Here is a 24215-nt window from a genome sequence, read left to right on the forward strand (position 1 = left end):
CAACTATAATTCGGTAAATTTAAAAACTGAAGAAGTTCATTCCTTTGAATACAGAAATTTCGCTACGTGATTATTACGAAGAATTTATCGAAGAAATCCAGATGACTGAAATAGTCTGGGGATTGCAAAATGCGGATGGTTGGGCCGTTTGTGAGTCGAATGATTTTGATGGTCAGGAAACGATTCCATTTTGGTCAAGTGAGAAACGAGCGAAATTACTGTGTGTTGAAGAGTGGCAAGATTACCAACCGGCACCAATTGCTTTTGATGATTTTATTGATGCCTGGTTACACGGAATGCATGAAGATGGTGTGCTAGCTGGAATTAATTGGAATAGTGAACTGGTTGGCCCAGAAATAGAACCCGTGATGTTAATTGAAGATTTGTTAGCTGAAGAATAAAGAGAGTTGTATTTAGGTCAAATTAACGTAGACTTTCTATCATATTGATTTATTTCAGGAAAAAATTAGCTATTCTTGATGTTTTTGAATAAAAAACAACCATTGAATAGTCAATATACTTTGCGTTTTTAAAGAGATTTGGGTAGAATCGCGCGCCTATGCAAGAATCCCAGCAAAATAGCTGTATACAGCCTCGAAAATTAGCGAATAAAAATGGTGAAGTCAGGTTTAAATGGCCTGTTTCACAATTGAGTCGGCTTTGTGGCTTGTTATACCAAGATACCGGTGAAGTGCAGGTTATCATCACGGGAAGTATTGACTATCAGGATCGCTGCTTATTAAAAACTGTGATAAAAGCAGATTTGGTTTTGCAATGCCAAACGACATTTGAAGGCTTTCGTCATTCAGTTGACAAGAGTATTACAATTTGTCCTGTTGTTGCAGAAAGCCAGTTTGCTGAAGTTGATGATGCATATGAGCCCGTTTTACTCGATGATGGTTTTCTCGATATAAAACAGGCGGTGGAAGATGAACTGATTTTATCTTTACCATTGGTTGCTAACAAACCGGTAGAACAGATTGATCAGAAAATGAGTTTTGGTGAGCTGGATGAGGCAAAAATCGCCGAAGAAGCTCAAAAGAGTAACCCATTTTCTGTATTAGAGAATTTAAAGAAAACTTAAAGTTTAGGAGAATACCATGGCCGTACAACAAAATCGCAAAACTCGCTCAAAGCGAGATATGAGACGTTCTCACGATGCATTAGTTGATAACACTTCTTCATTATCAGAAGATCAGACAACTGGTGAAATTCATCGTCGTCATCATATGACTGAAGATGGTTACTATCGAGGTCGTAAAGTCCTTTAAGCCTTTAGTAATACACTGATAGCTTTTGACTTTATCAAATAAAATATAGTATCTAAAAACAGTTTATTTAAGCATTATGACTGATGTCATCATTGCTATAGATTGTATGGGGGGCGATTTTGGCCCCTCTGTTACAATTCCATCCGTAAAAAAAATTCTTAAAGGCTATTCTAACGTCGCTTTTCATCTGTTTGGTGATATCACACAAATTACTCATCACTTAAAAGTAAATAAAATTCTCGGACATTCGCGAATTAGAATTACTGGTTCAATAGATGATGTGACGATGAATGATCAACCGGCAGTTGCATTAAAGTCCAAAAAGACTTCATCAATGCGGCTGGCATTAGAGGCGGTTCGAGATGGACAAGCCAATGCTTGTGTGAGCGCCGGTAATACTGGCGCTTTGATGGCTATCTCTCGATTTGTGCTAAAAATGTTACCTGGAATTGATCGACCAGCCATTATTTCTGCCATTCCTACCCTTAAGAATGACCATGTTTATTTGCTCGATTTAGGGGCTAACGTGGTCTGTGATGAAAAACGTCTGACTCAGTTTGCCATTATGGGCAACGAGTTAGCTAAATGTGTCGATAAGGTGGACTCACCAAAAGTTGGGTTGCTCAATGTTGGTGAAGAAGATAATAAAGGCTCAGAAAAGTTACGTCGGGCTGCAGAGCTAATTGGTTCAATTGAATCAATTAATTATGCAGGCTTTGTTGAAGGTAATCAGATTTTCAGTGGTGATTATCAAGTCATTGTTACTGATGGTTTTACAGGAAACAATGTGCTTAAAGCGACCGAAGGATTAACTCACTATCTGGCAAATAAAATTAAATTGGCCTTTGAAAGAAATTGGTGGGCTAAATTTTGTGGAATTCTAGCCAAGCCGGTTATTCATGCCTTCAAAGCTGAAGTTAACCCAGAAAAATATAATGGTGCATGTTTAGTGGGTCTACGCGGAATTGTAATAAAAAGCCATGGCAGTGCAAATGTACACGCAACTTGCTGTGCGATCGAAGAGGCGATATTGCAATCTTATCAAAAGATACCACAGGTTATCCGAGAGAGTCTGCAACAAGCTAGCGAAAAATTAGTTTAAATGATTTCAATAAGTAAAAGTAAGAGCAGGTAAATCTATGTCAAATCAGCAAATTGCATTTGTATTTCCAGGTCAAGGTTCACAGTCATTGGGAATGTTAGGTGAATTTAAAGAGCAAGCCGTTGTACAACAAACCTTTCAAGAAGCCAGTGAAGTACTTGGTTACGATTTATGGCAATTAATCGCTGAAGGACCTGCCGAACAATTAAATGAAACTCATCGTACTCAACCTGCCTTACTGGCTGCAAGTATTGCGATGTGGCGTTTATGGCAAACGCAAAGTAAACATCTACCAGTGTATGTGGCAGGTCATAGCCTTGGTGAATATTCCGCATTGGTTGCGGCAAATGCACTTGACTTTAAAATTGCGGTTAAATTGGTAGAGAAACGTGGTCAATTGATGCAACAAGCTGTTCCTGCTGGTGTGGGCAAAATGGCAGCAATTATTGGTGTTGAAGATGATGTTATTAAACAGGCTTGTGTGCAGGCTAGTCAGGGAGAGGTAGTTGCACCGGTTAATTTCAATTCCCCTGGACAAGTTGTTATAGCGGGTAATGCAGATGGTGTCACTCGCGCAATGGAAGCTTTAAAAGATGGGGGAGCAAGAGTACTGCCTCTCTCGGTAAGCGTTCCTTCACATTGCCAACTCATGCAGCCCGCAGCCGATGCCATGCGACAAGAATTAGATAATATTGAAATTAGAACACCTCAAATATCATTAATCAATAATGTTGATGTAGCGATAGAAACCGCTGCTGATGCAATAAAAGATGCATTGGTTAGACAACTTTATAATCCTGTACGTTGGACAGAAACGGTTGAACTATTAGCAGCTAAAGGAATTAACCAAGTGGTGGAATGTGGTCCAGGCAATGTTTTGTGTGGTTTGATAAAGCGCATTGATAAAACCATAGACGCCCATAGAGTTGCTAAAAAAGCTTTTTTTAATCAAGCAGTTGAAGCGCTTTCTTAATGTTTTACTTTAGTTGATTGAATTAACATTCCGTTTTAGTTTAATTTAATTGATTGTTTTTATTATCGATTTTTTACCTTGCAGGTAGAAGAAAAACACAAATACTCAAGATTCAATTGGAGATAACCATGAGCGAAGCTAAATTAGCTTTAGTCACCGGCGCATCACGCGGCATTGGTAAAGCAATTGCCGAAAATTTAGGTAAAGCTGGATTTACTGTTGTTGGGACCGCAACTTCACAATCTGGTGCAGACAATATTTCTCAAGCATTTAAAGAGGCAAATATCGATGGTCAAGGAATGGTCGTTGATGTCGCTAACAGTGAGTCAATCGAAGCATTAATGGGGGCAATAAAAGAAGCCTATGGTAGAACCCCTGAAGTATTGGTAAATAATGCGGGTATTACGCGTGATAATTTGCTGATGAGAATGAAAGATGAAGAGTGGGACAGCATTTTACAAACTAACCTGACTTCTATATTCAAGCTATCAAAAGCTTGCATGCGCGGAATGATGAAAGCCAAATGGGGACGAATTATCAACGTTGGATCTGTAGTTGGTACAACGGGTAATCCGGGCCAAGCTAATTATGCGGCAGCAAAAGCGGCGGTTATTGGGTTTAGTAAATCATTAGCCAAAGAAATAGGAGCCCGCGGTATTACTGTAAATGTTGTTGCTCCTGGTTTTATTGATACAGATATGACTCAGGCATTGGAAGACGGTCAACGTGAAGAACTTTTCAAAAATATTCCGCTGGCACGACTTGGAAAACCTGAAGATATTGCCGCTGCAGTTGGCTTTTTAGCGTCAAGTGGGGCCGATTATATTACTGGTGAAACCATTCATGTGAATGGTGGCATGTACATGAGTTGCTAAAATTCCCATTAATTATTTAAGTTTAATCTGACACAACGGATTAATTCTTTATTTTTGGGTAATTTTTGTGTTTAATATGGCACTCGCAGATAGGGTGTGGGACGACTAAAGTGAGTAATAGTTATTGGACAAAAGGTTAATATTAATATTGACTTTGGTGGTCAGACCTTTGAAAAACATCCGGTAGCAACTTGCAACTTTACATAAAATCAATAAACTACACGCCTCAGCGTTTGCTGGTTTAATTTTTAGAGGAAAATACATATCATGAGCACAATCGAAGATCGCGTAAAGAAGATCGTTGTCGAGCAATTAGGCGTTTCAGAAGATGCTGTTAAACTAGAAGCGTCGTTTGTAGATGACCTTGGAGCAGATTCTCTGGATACAGTTGAATTGGTAATGCTTCTAGAAGAAGAGTTCGATACTGAGATTCCAGATGACGAAGCTGAAAAAATCAATACTGTTCAGGCAGCCGTTGATTATATTAAAGCGAACGTAGAAGGCGCCTAATCAGCAAACTGATTGAAAAGTTTTTAAAAAGCTGCGAGAGTTAACTGACTGTCGCAGCTTTTTTCGTTTATATCAAAAGAAAATATAATAAGAACAAGCAAGGTTACCCTATCGTTGGTAGAAATTTATATTTGAGAATAATTGAGATAATTTTCTATCTTCATTTTTACTAGGATAATAATATGAAAAATCGGGTTGTTGTTACGGGGTTAGGTATGCTATCCCCAGTTGGTAATTGTGTAGAGTCCTCATGGGAAGCCATTTTAGCCGGTAAGAGTGGTGTTACCCACATTTCAAGTTTCGATACCGAAGGGCTGTCAACCAAAATTGCTGCTAGTGTAAAAAACTTTGATCCTGAAAAATATATGAATAAAAAAGATATTCGTATATATGACCCATTTGTTCAATACGGCATTGCAGCGGCAGTACAGGCAATTGAAGACTCAGGCATTGTGGTGAACGATGAAAATCGACAGCGTATTGGTGTTTGTGTTTCATCTGGTTTGGGTGGTGTAAGTACCAACGAGAATAATCATATTCAGATGCTTAATAAAGGGGCGAGACGAGTTTCTCCATTTTTAATTCCTGGTTCGATTATCAACATGGCTGCGGGTCAACTGTCTATTATGTACGGTATGCAAGGTCCTAATATTGCAATCACTACTGCTTGTACAACCGGCGTGCATAATATTGGTCATGCAGCCAGAATTATTGCATATGGTGATGCAGATATTATGATTGCCGGTGGTACCGAAATGGCAACGACAAAACTGATCATGGCTGGGTTCGCTTCAGCAAAAGCATTATCCAGCCGTAATGATTCACCAGAACAAGCCAGTCGTCCTTGGGATAAAGATAGAGATGGTTTTGTTTTAGGGGATGGGGCTGGTATTGTGGTGTTAGAATCACTCGAAAGTGCCGTACGTCGTGGTGCCAAAATTTATGCCGAATTAACAGGCTTTGGGATGAGTGGAGATGCTTATCATATGACTTCGCCACCTGAAGATGGTGCTGGTGCAGCACTAGCCATGAAAAACGCGTTAAATGATGCCCAAGTCAATGCGGAAGATGTTAGCTACGTCAATGCACATGGTACATCAACACCAACAGGTGACAGAGCTGAAACACAAGCGGTTAAATCTATTTTTGGCCCACAATCAGCTCAGGTAAAAGTGAGTTCAACTAAATCAATGACCGGGCACTTGTTAGGTGCTGCTGGTAGTGTTGAATCAATTTTTACGATTCTTGCCATGCGAGATCAAGTCGCACCACCGACAATTAATTTAGACAATCCCGATGAAGGTTGTGATTTAAATTATGTGCCACATCAACCACAGGAAACTAAAATTGAACATGCTTTGTGCAACTCATTTGGTTTTGGCGGCACAAATGGCTCGCTGCTTTTTTCGCGCTTTAAATCATAACCAAGCAGATAAAATTATTTAACTTTGTATAAAGGCTGTCGATTGAATATTAAATTGATTAATCAAATAACCAAACCCAAAGAAAATTTTATCTTTGATCGGGGGCGGTTATTTGGTGATGGCTTTTTTACAACTGGATTAATTGATTCGGGTGAGCTCAGACACCAAGTAGAACATTTTGAGCGGTTAAAGTTGTCCGCTGAAAAGCTGGGATTTTCGGATCTGGACTTTGATGAAATTGCAAAGTTTTTAAAAAAAGCGATTCGAAAGGTAGCAAAAGCCGTTATCAGAATTAGTGTGACACGTGGACAAACCCAACGTGGCTATGCTATTGGTGCCGATCAGTCATCTAACATAGAAATAATTATTTCTCCTTGGATCGACAAGCCCAGTATTTTTTGCGAAGTCTTTGTTGCCAATACCCCTGTGTCCATAAATGCCTACTTGGCTGGGCTAAAACATTTAAACCGATTAGACAGTGTACTCGCCGCTTCTGAATGTAAACAGAGTAATCAAGAAGCTTTGCTGACCTTCGATAATAGAGTGATTTGTGGTAGTCGAAGTAATTTATTTATTTTTCAAGATGGTTGTTGGAAGACGCCGCGACTTAATGATGCTGGTGTTTCTGGCATTACGCGCAAACGTATTTTGGCTTTGATGGCAGAAAAACAAATACCTTGTGAAGTTGAAAAAATTTCTCTAGAGCAACTGGAAAGTTGTCAGTCGGCATTTATTACCAATTGTCTTGTTGGCATTTGGCCAGTTGCAAAAATTAACGACAAGGCTATTGCAACTAAACTGAGCTGCGATTTGCAGGCCGACCTTAATTTTATTCGTTAGAGTTCGAATGAGTAAACGTTCTTTTATTTCTTTAAGATTAATATTTGGGCTTTGTGTACTAGGTCTGGTTTTGTTTTTATCTTGGCATGGATATGCATATAAAGCATTTATTAATTCGCCACTAAATATTTCTCAGCAACAGGTTATTGAGGTACGAACAGGAGATAATATTAATCAACTTTCCCGTCAGTGGTACTCGCGTGGAATCATTTCAAATAGTTTGTATTTGAAAGTTTTAGCAAGACTGAATCCTCAATTACAAAAAATTAAAGTTGGTGAATATCTTGTTGAAGTTGGCGATACACCATTAACTCTGTTGGTGCGATTGTCTCAAGGAAAAGTCATTCAATATTCAGTGACCATTGTAGAAGGAATTAATGCCCATCAACTGATTCAGCAATTCAAACAACAGGAAAACCTTGTGTTTGATTTACCTGAACCTATTGAAAAACTCCATCAGATTCTTGATTTGTCATACGCCGGTGGACAGTCAAATCATATTGAAGGTTGGTTTTATCCAGATACCTATTATTTTTCCCGTGCTTCAAGTGTGTTAGCTATTTTGAAACGTGCGAATCAAAAAATGCAGCAAGTTCTTGAAGAAGAGTGGCAAGCTCGTCAACCTGGGTTACCTTATAATAATCCTTATGAAGCATTGATAATGGCATCTATTATTGAAAAAGAAACTGGGATTGCTGTTGAAAGGGGAAAAATTGCCGGTGTATTTGTGCGCCGATTACAAAAAAATATGCGATTACAAACTGATCCAACGGTTATTTACGGTATTGGCCCAGATTTTAATGGTGATATAACGTATAAAGATTTAAAAACTAGAACGTCTTACAACACCTACCAGATAAAAGGACTTCCTCCCACACCTATTGCGATGCCTGGACGTGCTGCAATTCATGCGGCGCTGCATCCTGAAGAAGGTAATGAACTGTATTTTGTTGCCACTGGTGATGGTGGTCATTATTTCAGCGAAACACTTGAGCAGCACAATGCGGCGGTGCGACGTTATCAGCTCAAAAGGTAGCTATTTTCTCGCCGTTGCTTGCAAAATGGTGGAGATAATTAACTATCGAGACTCGACAAATTCTTGCTGGGTGTCGTACACTTGCAAGACGATCCAGATGCGAGAAAAAATTAAATTAAATGAGTGATATTCCGGGTAAATTTATATCTTTAGAAGGCAGCGAAGGTGTTGGAAAAACCACCAGCTTGAATTTCATCAGAGATCTAATCGAGAGTAAAGGACATAAAGTGCTCGTTACTCGTGAGCCTGGAGGAACCCCACTTGCTGAAGATTTGCGTGCAACATTATTGGCTAACCGTAAAGAAATTATTGAACCTGATGCTGAATTATTAATGATGTTTGCTGCGCGTAGCCAACATGTTAAACAGGCGATAATGCCTGCCTTAGAAAGTGGTACCTGGGTACTTTCTGATCGTTTTATTGATGCCAGTTATGCTTATCAGGGTGGTGGTCGTGGTATTCCGTTTGAAAGGATTGCAGAGCTTGAGAATTGGACATTGGACGGATTTAAACCTGATTTAACTATTTTACTGGATATGTCAGTGGAAGAGGGAATGACACGAACTCGTCAACGAGGTAAGCCAGATCGCTTCGAAACTGAAAAAATGGCATTTTATGAAGAAGTACGTAATGCTTACTTACTCCGAGCTAGACGAGACCCAGAGAGAATTCACCTCATTGATGCATCACCTGATATTGAAACGGTTCAACGCTCACTTCAATCACTGTTGCAAACCATATGCTTTGCTAAAAATTAGTACGCTATATTATTAACTAATAATGACTAATATGGATTACCCCTGGTTCGCTGAGCTTGCCCAAAAACTGATTACTGCACATGAAAATCAGCGTTTACCACATGGCTTGCTCATCGCCGCGCCGAAATTATCAGGAAAATCAAATTTTGCCCGTCTATTGGCCAAACGACTTTTGTGTCAAGCTACCGCCAAAATTCAATCGGCTTGTGAGCAGTGTAAGTCCTGTTTGCTGTTTAACGCCGCAACACATCCAGACTTTTATTTAATCGATAAGCTGGTTGATAATAAAGGTGTTCAAAAAAAATCAATTGGAATAGAGCAAATTCGCGAATTAAGCGATAAGTTAAACGACACCCCGCAAATGGGCGGATGGCGAGTTGCAATTGTGCAGTCAGTTAGTGCTATGACTAGAGCTTCCTTTAACGCACTTTTAAAGACATTGGAAGAACCCAAAAAGCAAACACTGCTAATTTTGTTAGCAGATAACGCGCAAATCGTACCGGCGACTATTCGTAGTCGGTGTCAATTGATGTCTCCAGTGTTGAATGAGTCACTTATCCTACCCTGGCTTATTGATACAACGGGAGTTGACAAAAATACAGCAGAAATCGCATTAAGTGCTTGTTATATGGCACCTTTGGCTGCTTTGGCATACATCGAAAACGACGGAGCGAAACAAAGAGCGTCGGTATTTAAATTATTAGATGACATATTGGTAAATTCGTTAACACCACAGGATTTTATTCAGCAAGTAAATGAGCTAGCGGAAACAGAGATAGTCGAACTGATTGCTGAATATCTGCACCAAATAAGTAAACATAAAGTTTCGGCGCTGCACACTAAATATGACGCTATACCCGATAAGTCTCTGCACCAGATTTACGCTAAAGTGTTAGAGTTTAACCGTGCACTTTTATTCAGTAGTAATCTGCAATTTCAAATACAGATTGAAGCCATTTTACTTTTATGGTTTGAGTTAGGAAGAAAAATAAAAGGCCAATCAAAGGTTTAGCGTGTATACTTAAAGTTACTTAAAGTAAGTTCCAGGTTAGTAAATAGCATAAGATGAGTGCTACAATTACCTGACAAAGCGAATTTAACCCTTTACAACACAGGTTATCAGTATATATGGCAAATGCAGGCTCTCCAAAACATGGCATCATGCAATTGACTATTAAAGACAAAGGTGCATTGTATGCCGCTTATATGCCATTTGTTAAAAATGGTGGTTTGTTCATTCCAACGAATAAGCAGTGTCATATTGGTGATGAAGTTTTTATGCTGCTAACACTAATGGATGAGAAAGAACGACTGCCAGTTGCCGGAAAGATCATCTGGATTACCCCAAAAGGTGCGCAAGGTAATAAAGCTCGGGGCATTGGTGTTCAATTCAGTGAACAGGATAAAGGGGTTACACGTGGCAAAATTGAAACCCATTTGGCAGGTATCCTCGAGTCCGAGCGTATTACACACACGATGTAGTGTAAACAATTTACCCTAGTTGGCTTAGTAGACGATTTAAACTGCTTATCTATCGGGCTTTCACCGTTAAGTGACATCCACTCTCAGTTGCATCTTCATCCATCTGGTTTACAATACCTCGCCCAAACTCAATAAATTTTAGTGAATATGTTAGTAGACTCACATTGCCATTTAGATAGATTAGACTTATCGCCGTTTGATGGCTCATTAGACTTAGCACTTGATGCCGCACGACAGGTCGGTGTGAAACAGTTTTTATGTGTTGCCATCAATGTAGACAATCAAGCGGCAGTGACAAAACTGGCCGAAAATCATCCAGATATTTATGCTTCTGTTGGTATTCATCCGTTATATACCCAAGGACAAATGGTCGATAACAATTATTTAGTTAACCAAGCAGCGCATGAGAAAGTGATTGCCATTGGTGAAACAGGATTAGACTACTATTATGCTAAAGAAAGCAAGCCAGAGCAGCAAATGCTATTTCGGACACATGTACAAGCTGCCGTAGAAGCTGAATTGCCTCTTATTATTCATACTAGAGATGCTAGGCAAGATACTCTTGATATGTTAAAAGCCGAAGGCGCTGAAAAACACGGTGGTGTATTGCATTGCTTTACTGAGTCTTTAGCAATGGCTGAAGAAGCAATGGCTATGGGGTTTTATATTTCTTTTTCAGGTATTGTGACTTTCAAAAATGCGCAAGAGTTACAGCAGGTTGCCAAGGAAATCCCTGCTGATCGCATATTAGTTGAAACAGATAGTCCCTATTTGACGCCAGTTCCATTTAGAGGAAAGCCGAATTCACCACGTCATGTAGTCGATGTGGCGCGTTTTGTGGCATCCCTGCGAGAAGAAAACTTTGAGCAGTTTTGTTTACAAACAACGCAAAATTTCAATCGGTTGTTTCCAACTGGACTTAAAACTTAAAGCAATAACCAGCGCGCTAAAATTTACTGGAGTAGCGGGGTTACTGAGTAATCTCAACTATTTAATGCTTTATTGCTTCAAATCAATATTCTCATCTTAAAGCAAAGTTACCTTATGAATTGAACACGATGCTAGAGCTCAGTGCCGAAACTCAGTGCTGTGGCTCTGTTTAAGTTTATCATCTTATTGTGAGTTGGTTTAAGGTGAAAGTAGCCTTAAGGCAAAAACTAGACACTGTTAACTGAACGTTGTAGGCTATAAAGCCAAAGTGTTGGTAATGATTATTTAATAAATCATCTTTAACGAGGGCTATTTTATGCAGTCAATTAAATTGATTTTAACCGTATTGGCTCCCCATTCAGATAATCAATTTTTGCTTAACAAAGCAATTTATCTGGCAAAGCAATACGATGCAAAAATAGAGCTTGTGCTAGTTGTTTATAATTCGGGTTTAGTCACCAGTTTATTTTTTTCTCCAACTGAATTAGACGCAGCGAAAGAGGGCTATTTAAATTCACTCAAGAAAAAACTTTCTCGATATAGCCAATCAATTGACAAAGAAAATATTCCAGTGGCAAGTGATGCCATTTGGCATAAACCACATTACGAAGGAATTATAGAATATGCCAAAAAAGTCGGTGCCGATTTAATTTTAAAAGGTACCCATAAGCATAAAGTTTTAGATAAAGTTTTTTTTACACCTAATGATTGGCAACTTCTTAAATCAAGTTCGATTCCATTAATTTTAGCTAAAGAAACAACAGCGGCACAATATCAGACCGTACTTGCGGGTATTGATCCGACTCATGCTCATAGTAAACCAGAATCGTTAGATAATCTGGTTATCGATAGTGCAATGCGCTTTGCTGGTAAAATGAATGCAACCTGTCATGTCACCCATTGTTATTCTCCAATTGAGTATCAGGTTTGGAATGACATAGGGTTGGGTATGGGCATCGGAATTGGGCCTGCTGATTTTACCATGGGCGAAGAAAATTACTCTGAATATATCAATCAGCTCAAAGAAAATCAGGAGAGTCAATTTAACGAAGTTGTTGGACCATTTAAGTTACCGCAAGAAAATTTGCATTTAGTCGAAGGTTATCCAGAACAAAAATTACCTGAGATGGTTGAAGAGATGAAGGTCGATTTACTGGTGTTGGGCACTGCATACCACAGTGGGTTAGTTGGTAGTACCGCAGAAAAAATTCTAGATGAAGTGAATTGTGATGTTTTATCGGTGCAAATTCAGCGAGATTAGTCTTTAATCTTTGTTCAATTAAATGACCATAAACTAAATTAGTAAAAGGGCATGATAAACTAATCTGATTAATGGCATTGTAGCAACGATATAATTTGATTAATTTTGACTGATTGACTTCGATCGGTTAATTTTAAGTACTATTCGCAAGTTTTATTAGTCGAGAGAACAAAAAAATCCCAGGCTCTGATTTAGATGACCTGGGGTAGGGGAAGTAGAAGTTAAACATGGAACAAAAAGCTTAAGGAGTACACTTAAAAGTTTGTTCACCGTTTCTATTATTAAATTTAGTTGATATTTATTGCTTTGCCAGTGATTTTTACTGCATTTTTAGAATGGTTTTAACTAAAACAAGAGCGTTAAAGTCGTTATTATTTATAAAGCGATTAATTTAGCAAAATGTGACAGGTTTTATTCCTGTTTTTAATCTGTTTTAATCGATATGTTCAATATCTAACAATCTAAATGCTAAATGCTAAATGCCTAAATGTTAAATGCCTAAATGTTAAATGTTAAATGTTAAATGTTTGGAATGGTACACAGACGCGTCAGTAGATTTCGAAATCTTTTTCACCATGACCAACAACCCCGTCTTTATTCCAAGGTAAATCACGATAAGGGCTGTCGTTGGTACTTCCCATAAATGGAAATTTTTTGACATCAAAATAAGGGGAGTAATCAAAATCTGCCGGTGTATATAATCGTGTATTGCGCGGAATCAGTTCAATACCATCTCTACCTTGTCTGCGAAACAGGGGTAAAATAGGGTATTTTACGGAGTAAAAGGCATCGGCAATTAATGATGAACAAACTGTTTTGGTGACTTCGTCTGGTCGTCGAGTAAATAAGCTTGATCGCCATTTGCGTGGTAAAATTCGCCAGGGAAAAATAAATCGCGCCAAATCGAAAAGTTGACGAATATTATAACCAACCCCCAATTTGCCAATGGCAAAGTTAATGACATTTTGTGCATCTCTTGCTGATAATGTTGATGGCCGGCACACACGTAAATTATCTTTTGCGTATTCTTCAAGTGGTGAAACAATCATACCTTTACCAAGAATACCTTCAATGAGTAATTGTTGATCGGGCGTAGCGGGATAAAAGTCGAGTAATTTTTGTCTAAACTCTATATCCTGAATATCGTGCAAGCGACCAATATATAGTGCAGAGTGGGTCCAGCGACTTTGCGTAACCACGCGAATAACGTCCGAAATCCGAGTTCGCCCTTCAACTAAAATGACATCACCAGGCCTGATTCCATAGCTAAGTTTCTCAAAATTACAGATTGGAAAGCCTGAACTTTCTGTTTCTCTATTTAACCACTTCTCAACTTTTTCTTTTAATGACATTTTTTGTGAAACTCAAATTAGGTAAAACATCCATTTATAAAAATAAAAGATTGAACGCAAAAACATTAACTTAATGATAAATAATTATACAATGTTTAAAATGAAATTGCGTACTGGTTTATTGTCCCGAATTTGGCTAGACTAGGTCTAAATTAAACGAATATTGTAACAGGTATAGAGAGTATATGACTTTGGAAATTTGGGATGATTTGTTCTTGATCGATCAGCAGCTTAGTGAAGATGAGCGAATGATCAAAAATATGGCCCGTGAATATGCGCAAGAAAAATTATTGCCGCGAGTACAAAAGGCTAATAGAGAAGAATACTTTGATACAACCATTATGCAAGAAATGGGCGAGCTAGGGTTACTGGGTTCAACGATTGATGGTTATGGATGTGCAGGTGTCAGCTACGTTGCTTACGGATTGGTGGCACGTGAAGTGGAAAGAGTCGATAGTGGTTATCGCTCCGCTTTAAGTGTTCAATCAAGCCTGGTAATGCATCCTATTAATGCCTATGGTACCGAACAACAAAAGCAAAAATATTTGCCTAAATTGGCTACCGGTGAATACATTGGTTGTTTTGGCTTGACTGAACCAGATAGCGGCTCAGATCCTGCCAGTATGAAATCGAGAGCTAAAAAGGTCGATGGCGGTTATAACCTTTCTGGTACAAAAATGTGGATCACAAATTCTCCGGTGGCAGATGTTTTTGTTGTGTGGGCTAAAAATGAAGAAGACAAAATTTGTGGTTTCATTTTGGAAAAGGGAATGCAGGGATTAAGTGCACCTAAAATTGAAGGTAAATTTTCATTACGCGCTTCAATTACTGGGGAAATCGTAATGGATGATGTTTTTGTACCTGAAGAAAATATGTTTCCTGAAATTCGTGGATTAGGTGGGCCTTTTGGGTGTTTAAATATGGCTCGATACGGAATAGCCTGGGGAGCAATGGGAGCCGCAGAGTTTTGTTGGCATGCTGCGCGTGATTACGGGTTAAATCGTAAGCAGTTTGGTCGCCCTTTAGCGGCTACTCAGCTTTATCAGAAAAAGCTGGCTGATATGCAAACAGAGATAACATTAGGCTTACAAGGTGCTTTACGGGTTGGACAATTAATCGATGCTAAAGCATTTAAACCCGAGATGATCTCGCTAGTCAAAAGAAACTCTTGTGGTAAAGCACTGGAAATTGCAAGAATTGCTCGTGATATGCATGGCGGCAACGGTATTAGCGATGAATTTCATATTATTCGACATATGTTAAATCTTGAAGCAGTTAATACATACGAAGGTACTCATGACATTCATGCATTAATTCTTGGTCGTGCACAAACTGGTATTCAAGCTTTCTGTTAATATTAACAAAATTCTAAAAACATAACTCAGGTTAACCTTAGGCATTGTATAACTGTCGCGTTTTGATTCCGCGTGGGTTAACCTGATGAAATAATGAGTTTACAAACTCACAGTCATTTAAGAGTAGATGAGATTTTTCGTAAATTAATGGCAAAAACTAATTATAAATTCAATTGTTAAGCACTTCCCAAAGTTCAATTAATTCGTCTATTATCATATCGACTAAATGAATTAACTTTTAGAACTGATTACACATATTTTTACAAAGGGATTAATGAATTTGCTGGTTTCACTTGAGTTTTGGCTGGATAAAGGTTATTTATTTAATAATCATAGGTATTTGGATATGTAGTATTCGGACATGATTTAGCATTATTCTGGAATCAAGCTACTTAAGCGGTAAATCTCTTGTTTTAAGGAAATTGAATTGATGACTTCAATTAAAGCACTATTTAAAACCACAGCAATTGCACTGTTAATTTCAACTTCACTGGGAGCGGCGGTTTCCTCATCAAAAAGTGTCGATTTAGCATCGGTAGAGCAGCCAGAAATGCTCGATTTATCGCCAAATCCTGTTCATCACAAAGCGAGTCGCTATATCGCTAAATTTATTACTGACTATCATTATGCCAAACCTAGACTCGATAACGAACAGTCGGTCAGGATTCTAGATGAATATATTGAACTGCTTGACAGCAACAAAGCCTATTTTCTAGCAGAGGATATTAAAGAGTTTCAACAGTATCGTTACAATATGGATAACTCCATACTAACTGGTTGGTTAAAGCCTTCTTTTCATATTTATAGCGTATTTCAAAAACGATGGTCTGAGAGAAACGAATACGCATTGTCGCTATTAAAAAACAAGATGGAATTTACCAAAGATGAAGAGTTTTTGTTCGATCGTGAAGAATCGCCCTGGGCGGTTTCGAAAGATGAACTCAACGAATTTTGGCGTAAACGTGTTAAAAGTGACGCATTAAATTTAATTTTGGCTGATAAAAGTTGGGATGAAGCCAAAGAAATCCTCGAAAAGCGCTATAAAGCAGCCATGCGCAGGGTTTCGCAGATTAACAGTGAAGATGTTTTCAGTTACTTTATGAATGCCTATACTCGAACTGTCGATCCGCATACCTCTTACTTTTCACCTAGAACGGCTGAAAATTTTGATATAGATATGAAGCTTTCACTAGAAGGAATTGGTGCCGTATTACAGTCTGATGATGTCTATACCAAAATCAACCGAATCGTTGAAGCCGGACCTGCCGACAAATCAGGTGAATTGGCGGTCGATGATAAAATTATTGCGGTTGCTCAAGGTAACGAACCAATGGTTGATGTTGTTGGCTGGCGATTAGATGATGTTGTTGATTTAATCCGTGGCGATGCTGGCAGTGTCGTCAGACTCGAAATTGAACCTGCAAACAGCAGTGTTGCGGGTAAAACCAAAATAATTTCAATTGTCAGAGAGCAGGTTAAGCTTGAAGAGCAGGCAGCAAAATCTGAAGTACTCGAAATTATGTCAAATGGTAAACAACAGCGAGTAGGTGTAATCGACTTGCCAAAGTTTTACGTGGACTTTCGTGCCAAATATGAAGGAAAGCAAGACTATCGAAGTACCACTCGTGATGTACGCAATTTAATCGATAAAATGCGCCAAGAAGGTGGGTTAGATGCATTAATTATTGATTTGCGCTCCAACGGCGGTGGTGCGCTAGATGAAGCGGTTGATTTAACCGGCCTGTTTATTGATAAAGGACCGGTTGTTCAAGACCGAAGTGGTCGAGGTAGTGTTGAATTATTGTCAGATAATGACGCAGGAACCGCATGGGATGGTCCACTAGCTGTATTGGTAAATGGATCAAGTGCATCGGCTTCAGAGATTTTTGCGGGGGCAATTCAGGATTATGGGCGTGGATTAATCGTTGGTGAGCAAACTTTTGGTAAAGGGACTGTGCAACGAGTGATGGATTTAAACCAGACATTCCGTTCAGAAGGCAATACTTTTGGTGCGTTAAAATTAACCATTAACAAGTTCTATCGGATTACTGGTGAAAGCACGCAGATGAAAGGTGTTGTGCCTGATATTGCATATCCAGATCCTTATTCGAGAGAAGATTTTGGGGAGCAGAGCTATGATTCAGCGCTTAAATGGGATGTGATTGAGGCTGTCGAATATAAACCAGCAGGCAATTTTAGTCATTATTTAGGTAAGCTGACTCAAAGTCATTTGCAAAGAATTAAAGATGATGTGGAATTTCAGTATTTGATTGATGATATTGAGGAAATTAATAAACGTCGTCAGGAAAAAACTATCAGTTTAAATATTGAAACGCGCAAGATGAAACGTAAACAAGATAAACAAAAGCAACTTGATCGTGAAAATCAGCGTCGCCAGGCAATTGGTAAAAAGCCTATTTTGCAAATTGATGAAAATACTGAACTGACTGAAACGCCTGATTCGAAGTTAAAAGAAACAGCTAATATTCTGGTCGATCTAATTTCACTGCAAACTTCCCAAAAACTCGCTGATCTAACTAAATGATCTTAATAATCTTATTTAAACCGTTGAAAAAGGGCTAATGGCCCTTTTTTTATTTGGTTTTAGTTGCGATAATGCCGTTTAAATTTAATCATAACCTTTTGTTATTTTGTCACTTCAGGTCTCAAAATTAAAATCAACCAAACCAACTACACCAAAGAAAAGAATCTCATTATGTTAGTATCAGAAATACAACAGAAAAGTCTATTTACCGCGATTAAAACGCCTTTTAATGCAAAAGGACAAATTGATATCGAGAAATATGATTATCTTATTCAACAACAGATCAAGTTTGGTGTTGATGGCGTGATTGTTGGTGGGACTACAGGTGAAGGCCATTTATTAGACTGGGAGGAGCATTTGATGTTGATCTCTCATACGGTCAATAACTATGGCAACCAATTAGTCGTTGTCGGTAATACAGGCAGCAATAATACGCGCGAAGCGGTAAAGGCAACACAATACGGCTTTGCCTCGGGTATGCATGCTTCATTATTGATTAATCCTTATTATGGTAAAACCACCAACGAAGGCGTTTATCAGCATATCATTGCTGCGCTAGAATTAGGTCCTGCTTTTATCTATAACGTACCAGGAAGAACTGGTCAGGATATTCCATCAGAAGTCATTGTTAAATTGGCAAAACATCCAAATTTTATTGGTGTTAAAGAGTGTGCTGGTAATGAACGAATCGCACAATACGAGAAACAGTCAATTGCATGTTGGTCAGGTAATGATGACGAATGTTTTAAGGGGCGTCATGAATTTGGTAGCCACGGTGTTATTTCTGTTACTTCAAACGTTGTTCCTGGAATGATGCGTGACCTGATGGATAATCCTAACAGTGAGTATGACGATCAATTAAAAGATTTATATCAATGGTTGTTCGATGAACCTAACCCAGCGCCATTGAATACGGCTTTGGCATTAACTGGTGCAGTCAACCCAGTTGTTCGTTTACCTTATCTCCCATTAAGTCAGGCAAAACGTCAAGCTTTCCTAGCAATAATTGAAAAGCTCGATGCTACTCTGGTTGTCGGCGGGCAACGATTAAATTTGACCGATGAGGAATTTGTTTCCTTAAACTAAGTATTTCTAATACCAAAGAAGCATTGATTTTTGTCTGGTATTAATATCCATTTTTCTAGTTGATAAACAAAAAAGCACAAGCCATTAAATTTTGCTTGTGCTTTTTTGTTTTAATTTAAAATTTAACTAATTCACCTAATACAATAATTTAGTGTGTTAGGCAATATTAATGTGACAAAAAGATTTCAACAGAAATTGTGGATAAGTTTGTTTATAAATATTGTAAAGACTGATAAGTCCCTATTTTTTAGCGGGATTTTTTGATTGAGGGAAAAATAAACAGGTAAAAAATAATTAACAAAAGATAAATAATGAGTTTAAATTTACCTGATAAATAGTTAACTTTTAGTCCATTTAAAATTGATTGGTTGTTAGTAGTGAATATTGATAATTTTTTAACCTGGGAAAAATTTGAGCAATGGCAAGCGTTATCTGGGCAAACAACCATTCGTTGTCGTTACCAAAAAGAAGTATATGATGACAGCTACTTCACGCAATTAAATATTTGCATGCCTGAAACTTTGCAAAGTGCGGTTACCAAACGCAAAGCTGAATATTTAGCCGGTCGCTTTGCGGCAAAAAAAGCGCTGGCATGTCATTCAATATTTGAACAGCAAATTCTCACCGGAAAAGATCGTAGCCCGATTTGGCCAACTCAACTTATTGGATCAATCACCCATACCAATTCAAATGCGTTTTGTATTGTTGCACCCAAGGAAAATTATCATTTGGTAGGTATTGATACTGAAGATTGGATAGCGGAAAAAACCTATAGCAATATTAAAAAAAGTATAATCACCGAACAAGAGCATTGGCAGTTAGAGCAGTTATCATTCACCACGACACAAGCATTTACATTAGCTTTTTCAGCAAAGGAAAGTTTATTTAAGGCTCTTTATCCAAGCGTGCAAAAATATTTTGATTTTATGGCAGCTAAAATTATTCGAGTTGATGAGTCAAATGCAACATTTGTAATTGAGTTGACGAAGGACTTAAATGGGTTACATTGTCAGCAACGCCAGTATCAAGGGCAATATCAGTTACTCGAAGGCTCTATTGTTACTTTAATCATTGAATAAGTTTACTCATAGAATGATTTGATTGTTGAATAAATATGCTGTTAGTTTGACTTGGAAATTAAGCGAAGTTAAAACTAAAAAATTTCAGGTCAGACTTTAACGAAGCGGAATCTACTACATCATTTAGCATTGACCTAAATAATTCAACCAACACTAAATAAATGAAGAATGAGCCAAGCACATAAATCATTCGATAAGTCACTCATTTCATTGGTTAACTCATTCATCTCACTTTAGTATTTTAATTTTCTGAATTCTCATCTATTGTTTAGTAGGTGGGACTATGTCTACATCAGCACTCACTAGAATAAGACTCATTAATCATTATTCAACCAGATTTTTCGCACCTCAAATATTATCTCTGGTTGTCAGCAAAAAGGACTCAATATGAATAAACTTTCCTTCAGGCAAATTGCCTTTTTCTGTTCTGGTATACTGTTAATGTCTGCTTGTAGTACGCAGCAGCAAGGTCCTGAACTCACTACCGGAGAGAAAACCCAGGGAGCAGTTGGTAATGTTTTTCAGCTCGAACAAGGCTGGACAAATGATACACAACAATTATTTTATTTTACCAATCAAGGATCACGAATTCTCCCATATGACTGGTACCTTAACCTTGAACAAGCTAATACGAAAGTACTATTCCGTGATAACAAACATATGGAAAGTTTAAAATATTTGCCTGCCAAACCTTCTCGTTGGAATCCAGATGGACTCGCGGTAGGATTTGTCAAAGATGTCGATCAATCTAATCAATCTTGGGTTGGGTTTAACTGTGCTGCTTGTCACACTGGACAAATTCGCTATCAAAATGTCGAAATGAGGATTGATGGTGGTCCAACACTGGCAGACTTTGAAACATTCAACATCAATCTAGTTAAGGCACTGGAGCAAACTTACCAAAATAAACAAAAATTTAATCGGTTTGCCGATGCTGTTTTGGGTAAAAATACATCGAATGAAAAACGTGAGAGTTTAAAGCAGGATTTAGCCAAGCAAACCAAAAAGCTAGCGCAAAGAAATCTGGTTAACCATCCTGATCCTGATCAACCTCAATATGGTTATGGTCGAGTTGATGCCATAGGTGCGATATTTAACCAGATATTATCCCGTTTTAATGACATGCCTAATAATGGTCGCGCATCCGATGCACCAGTTAGTTATCCGTTTTTGTGGGGTACTCACCAGTCTGATGTGGTTCAATGGCCTGGCTTTGCGCCAAACGGCCCAATGAGTGTTGGTGCCTTAATACGAAATGGTGGTGAGGTTTTAGGAGTCTATGGTGAGGTTGATATTCCTGAAGATAAAAACAAAAAATCTTATGCATCATCATTAGCAATTAAAAACCTCGGGTTATTAGAACAGTGGGTTGCTGAACTCAGATCGCCACAATGGCCAGAAAAATTTCTACCAGCCATTAATCACAATTTAGTACCTAGAGGACAAGAGCTCTATCAAGCGCACTGTGTTGACTGTCATAGTATTATTAAGCGAGAAGATGAAGGTAAACCTTACCAATCTGTACTCACGCCACTGTCTGAAGTTAAAACTGATCCACAAGAATTGATTAATATGTTTGCAACTCGCCCAGCAGGAAAATTTGATGGGCGTAAAGAATTAGTCGTAGCTGGTCCGGTAATTAATGCACAAACTTCGGGATTAGAACCTTTAGTCAATGCGGTTGTTGGTTCTTTGTTGCGTCATCCATTACAAACAGTTGCAGCTGCATTTGAAGAGTTTGAAGGTGGTGTAGCTGGCGCATCTGCGGGAGATGGAATTGATATAAAAAACATGAGTGGTGATAAACTAGAACAATTAATTCAACGCTTTGTTACAGCACGCCAACTTGTAGAAAAAGAGCAAAAGCGCCAAAAAACAACAGCTGAGCCGACGGAAATAATGGTGTACAAGGCCAGACCGCTCAATGGTATCTGGGCAACTGCACCTTATCTGCATAATGGTTCGGTACCCAATTTATATGAGTTATTGTTAAAGCCTGAAGAGCGTACCAAAAAATTCTATGTGGGCAGCCGTCATTTTGATCCAGCCAAGGTTGGGTTTATAACCAATAATGCACCTGGCACAGATAATGAATTTCTATTCGATACGCAATTGCTTGGTAATTCTAACGAGGGTCACAATTATGGTGCTGACACTATGAATGAGCAAGATCGACTTGCGTTGGTTGAGTATTTAAAAACACTTTAATTAATTTTAAAAAGCGCGTTAACATTTTTTAGTTGTTAACGCGCATAATCAACTAATTAAATTATTTAAGCTAACTAAAAAATCAAAACGAACGGATGAATGAGGGCATCCGTACTTATTTTTCTTGTTGTTTGGATTTGGTTGAATTGATTTAAGAGTATGTAAGGCAAAGAGTAATAGAATTGTAAATTATTTGGCTAATTTTATTTTAAACTTTGAGTTGGTTTTTATTGAAAATTAAAATTTAAAATGCAGGTAGTTCTCAGCAAAAGTTAATGCTTGTAATGATTTTGTGAGTCTTATTGTTTGAGTTAACTAAAAAACTGCTTACTTAAATTAATTCCTTTAATAAAATTATTTTATGCATTTTCTAAATAGAGGATTAGTGAAGCGGGCGAGCCAATAATGGTGAGTTTTGATAAGTCATCTTTGGCTCTGATTAATTCGATAAAACTGTCATTAGCGATATTGATCTTTCGTAAAATGGGTGTCCCGATTTTTAGTATTTAAACTTAGGGGAATAATGTGAGACTATTTATATTGGTGTTATCTTTATATGTTTATTCATTTTTTATTGAAGCTTGCAGTTGTGCTCCGTTAGCACCCAAAAAATTAATAGAGCAAGCAACTTATATATATACAGGAAAAGTCATTAAGGCAGAGCTGACTGAAAATAAAGGAATTAAAACAACCTTTAAGGTTATTGATAAGTTTAAAGGGGAATTAAATGATGTTGAATCAGTGTTAGTAGACCCTGCTGGTTGTCAAATAGAATATACCGTAGGACATTCGTACGTTATTTTAGCAGATGAAAATAAGCTGGTGTCATTGTGCTCTGGATATGATTATTACTTTAAAAATGAAATAGATAAACATTCACATATTCCATATACTGGAATTTTGGATAAACTAAGGAAAGAGAGTAACTAATGAAAAGTTTAGTTGTGATAATATTGAAAGTGTCATTTTTTACGTTCGTTTCTACACTTACTACTGGTTGTATAGCTTTAGATTGTGATAAAGAATTAGCAAAAAACTTGATTGAGAATTCAGAACGTATTTTTGCAGGAAAAGCAATTAAATCTGAGTTGATGGATGACGATAATGTTAAAACAACATTTGAAGTTATTGAAGTTTTTAAAGGAGAAGCTGATAGTTTAGAATATGCTTATTCAAAAGTTTCTTCTTTATCATGTGATATAAATTATATTGCAGGCTTACCTCATATAGTTATGGTTGATAAAAATAATAAAGTTTCAAGTTGTTGCAGTTATGATGAGTACTATTCTGAAAATTTAAGCTATAGAAAAGATATTTCTTATAGAGGTATTTTGGAAGAGTTGAGAAGAAATAAAAAATAAAATTAAAAGAAGATAAACGCATTTTAATGGGATATCCATAACTTATTTTTCTTAACTATCCAGTCTCTGAGATGCCCATGGTTTTGATCAGATAATTTATCTTCACCGTATAAAAATGTACGTCGAACGCAGCGAGCAATGCAATAGTAGTAGGGCGTGGTATTTAAATCGATTTGAGTTTTTCGTGTACGAGTCATGATGAATATCCATATTTATTGAATCCTAACCTTTAATCTAGCGAAAATAGTGATTGTTTGTCTAGTGGGAATTTTAGAGGATTAGTTTTGAGTATGGTGTATCCCCTATCGTTAGCTAGAGCAAATAACGTATATGTACCTATAGCCTTTAAAACGTTAGATCAACAGGCAATAAAATATTTACAATCCAATTTTTAATGGTGAACCATGAATGTTAAGTTTTTTACAATAATGATTTTTAGTTGTACTATTTTGCTTTTACTATTCAAAAATATCCAAGCAGAAACATCAGAAAGTAGCGAGCTTGTTCAAAAAAACTCAAACGATATCTATGAGTTCATAGTTCAGGTACAGTACCTTTATGAATTGTGTGTGGTTATTGTCCCAGATAAAAAGGAGCAGCTCAATAACATGTACGCTAACTCAGGTATTTCAACCTTTGATGAAATAATGCCGAAAAAATATAATCGGCTTATTAAGTTGATTGATACGCCTAAAAAATAAAAAGAGTTCATGGATGTGTTGCCAATCTCTAAGAAAAAACTCTGGAAGTAGAATGCAATGAGCAAC

25 protein-coding genes are annotated in these 24215 nt (G+C 37.7%); 23 read left to right on the plus strand and 2 right to left on the minus strand.

The annotated features are described in order from the left end of the window. The first annotated feature begins 44 nt into the window (after nt 1-44). The 15 genes from ABVT42_RS06410 (at nt 45) to ABVT42_RS06480 (ending at nt 12462) form a co-directional block, all read left to right on the plus strand. Nucleotides 45-401, plus strand: a complete 357-nt coding sequence (locus tag ABVT42_RS06410) for a DUF2750 domain-containing protein (protein WP_353896161.1) — start codon at nt 45-47, stop codon at nt 399-401. A 158-nt stretch (nt 402-559) separates the two neighbouring features. Then, nucleotides 560-1084: a YceD family protein gene (locus ABVT42_RS06415; RefSeq protein WP_353896160.1), complete on the plus strand. Its 525-nt coding sequence runs from the start codon at nt 560-562 to the stop codon at nt 1082-1084. Between the two features lie 16 nt (nt 1085-1100). Next, a complete protein-coding gene (gene rpmF / locus ABVT42_RS06420) occupies nt 1101-1271 on the plus strand; it encodes a 50S ribosomal protein L32 (protein WP_353896159.1) in 171 nt (56 codons plus the stop codon). Nucleotides 1272-1347: 76 nt separating this feature from the next. After that, the gene (gene plsX, locus ABVT42_RS06425) at nt 1348-2373 is read left to right on the plus strand and encodes a phosphate acyltransferase PlsX (RefSeq protein ID WP_353896158.1); all 1026 of its coding nucleotides are present in this window, start codon (nt 1348-1350) and stop codon (nt 2371-2373) included. A 37-nt stretch (nt 2374-2410) separates the two neighbouring features. Beyond that, entirely contained in the window at nt 2411-3346 is a 936-nt protein-coding gene (fabD, locus tag ABVT42_RS06430) for an ACP S-malonyltransferase (protein WP_353896157.1), read from the plus strand. 128 nt (nt 3347-3474) lie between these two features. After that, nucleotides 3475-4221: a 3-oxoacyl-ACP reductase FabG gene (fabG, locus tag ABVT42_RS06435; protein ID WP_353896156.1), complete on the plus strand. Its 747-nt coding sequence runs from the start codon at nt 3475-3477 to the stop codon at nt 4219-4221. Nucleotides 4222-4488: 267 nt separating this feature from the next. Then, nucleotides 4489-4731 carry an acyl carrier protein gene (acpP, locus tag ABVT42_RS06440; protein ID WP_353896155.1) on the plus strand — a complete coding sequence of 81 codons (243 nt, stop codon included), beginning with the start codon at nt 4489-4491 and terminating at the stop codon, nt 4729-4731. Nucleotides 4732-4913: 182 nt separating this feature from the next. Further along, on the plus strand, nt 4914-6155 hold the full coding sequence (gene fabF, locus ABVT42_RS06445) for a beta-ketoacyl-ACP synthase II (RefSeq protein ID WP_353896154.1): 1242 nt from the start codon (nt 4914-4916) through the stop codon (nt 6153-6155). Between the two features lie 42 nt (nt 6156-6197). After that, the gene (gene pabC, locus ABVT42_RS06450) at nt 6198-6995 is read left to right on the plus strand and encodes an aminodeoxychorismate lyase (protein ID WP_353896153.1); all 798 of its coding nucleotides are present in this window, start codon (nt 6198-6200) and stop codon (nt 6993-6995) included. Nucleotides 6996-7002: 7 nt separating this feature from the next. Continuing rightward, on the plus strand, nt 7003-8031 hold the full coding sequence (mltG, locus tag ABVT42_RS06455) for an endolytic transglycosylase MltG (protein WP_353896152.1): 1029 nt from the start codon (nt 7003-7005) through the stop codon (nt 8029-8031). 119 nt (nt 8032-8150) lie between these two features. Then, the gene (tmk, locus tag ABVT42_RS06460) at nt 8151-8789 is read left to right on the plus strand and encodes a dTMP kinase (protein WP_353896151.1); all 639 of its coding nucleotides are present in this window, start codon (nt 8151-8153) and stop codon (nt 8787-8789) included. A gap of 31 nt (nt 8790-8820) precedes the next feature. Next, nucleotides 8821-9801, plus strand: a complete 981-nt coding sequence (locus tag ABVT42_RS06465; RefSeq protein ID WP_367023530.1) for a DNA polymerase III subunit — start codon at nt 8821-8823, stop codon at nt 9799-9801. A 116-nt stretch (nt 9802-9917) separates the two neighbouring features. After that, a complete protein-coding gene (locus tag ABVT42_RS06470; RefSeq protein WP_353896149.1) occupies nt 9918-10271 on the plus strand; it encodes a PilZ domain-containing protein in 354 nt (117 codons plus the stop codon). A 147-nt stretch (nt 10272-10418) separates the two neighbouring features. Next, complete coding sequence (locus tag ABVT42_RS06475) at nt 10419-11201, plus strand: TatD family hydrolase (protein WP_353896210.1); 783 nt, start codon at nt 10419-10421, stop codon at nt 11199-11201. Between the two features lie 316 nt (nt 11202-11517). Next, nucleotides 11518-12462 carry a universal stress protein gene (locus tag ABVT42_RS06480; RefSeq protein ID WP_353896148.1) on the plus strand — a complete coding sequence of 315 codons (945 nt, stop codon included), beginning with the start codon at nt 11518-11520 and terminating at the stop codon, nt 12460-12462. A 548-nt stretch (nt 12463-13010) separates the two neighbouring features. Here the strand turns inward: ABVT42_RS06480 and ABVT42_RS06485 are convergent. Further along, nucleotides 13011-13814 (minus strand): YiiX/YebB-like N1pC/P60 family cysteine hydrolase, encoded by an 804-nt coding sequence (locus ABVT42_RS06485; protein ID WP_353896147.1) that lies wholly within the window; start codon nt 13812-13814, stop codon nt 13011-13013. Nucleotides 13815-13999: 185 nt separating this feature from the next. On the opposite strand from ABVT42_RS06485, the gene ABVT42_RS06490 reads away from it, so the two are divergent. From ABVT42_RS06490 to ABVT42_RS06520, 7 genes are all read left to right on the plus strand, one after another. Further along, nucleotides 14000-15169 (plus strand): acyl-CoA dehydrogenase, encoded by a 1170-nt coding sequence (locus tag ABVT42_RS06490; RefSeq protein WP_353896146.1) that lies wholly within the window; start codon nt 14000-14002, stop codon nt 15167-15169. 430 nt (nt 15170-15599) lie between these two features. Next, nucleotides 15600-17714, plus strand: coding sequence for a carboxy terminal-processing peptidase (locus ABVT42_RS06495; RefSeq protein ID WP_353896145.1), 2115 nt, complete (start codon nt 15600-15602; stop codon nt 17712-17714). A gap of 171 nt (nt 17715-17885) precedes the next feature. Then, entirely contained in the window at nt 17886-18800 is a 915-nt protein-coding gene (gene dapA, locus ABVT42_RS06500; RefSeq protein WP_353896144.1) for a 4-hydroxy-tetrahydrodipicolinate synthase, read from the plus strand. A gap of 377 nt (nt 18801-19177) precedes the next feature. Next, complete coding sequence (locus ABVT42_RS06505; RefSeq protein ID WP_353896143.1) at nt 19178-19879, plus strand: 4'-phosphopantetheinyl transferase family protein; 702 nt, start codon at nt 19178-19180, stop codon at nt 19877-19879. A gap of 387 nt (nt 19880-20266) precedes the next feature. Further along, entirely contained in the window at nt 20267-22087 is a 1821-nt protein-coding gene (locus ABVT42_RS06510) for a di-heme-cytochrome C peroxidase (protein ID WP_353896142.1), read from the plus strand. A gap of 525 nt (nt 22088-22612) precedes the next feature. Further along, nucleotides 22613-23017 carry a hypothetical protein gene (locus tag ABVT42_RS06515; protein WP_353896141.1) on the plus strand — a complete coding sequence of 135 codons (405 nt, stop codon included), beginning with the start codon at nt 22613-22615 and terminating at the stop codon, nt 23015-23017. Next, nucleotides 23017-23448, plus strand: a complete 432-nt coding sequence (locus ABVT42_RS06520) for a hypothetical protein (protein ID WP_353896140.1) — start codon at nt 23017-23019, stop codon at nt 23446-23448. Before ABVT42_RS06515 ends, ABVT42_RS06520 begins: the two co-directional genes overlap by 1 nt. A 23-nt stretch (nt 23449-23471) precedes the next feature. On the opposite strand, the gene ABVT42_RS06525 is transcribed toward ABVT42_RS06520, so the two are convergent. Continuing rightward, on the minus strand, nt 23472-23645 hold the full coding sequence (locus ABVT42_RS06525; protein WP_353896139.1) for a hypothetical protein: 174 nt from the start codon (nt 23643-23645) through the stop codon (nt 23472-23474). A gap of 207 nt (nt 23646-23852) precedes the next feature. On the opposite strand from ABVT42_RS06525, the gene ABVT42_RS06530 reads away from it, so the two are divergent. Continuing rightward, entirely contained in the window at nt 23853-24149 is a 297-nt protein-coding gene (locus ABVT42_RS06530; RefSeq protein WP_353896138.1) for a hypothetical protein, read from the plus strand. Nucleotides 24150-24215 lie beyond the last annotated feature (66 nt).

Origin of the sequence: Aliikangiella maris, assembly GCF_040719265.1 — a bacterium.
Classification (GTDB): domain Bacteria; phylum Pseudomonadota; class Gammaproteobacteria; order Enterobacterales; family Kangiellaceae; genus Aliikangiella; species Aliikangiella maris.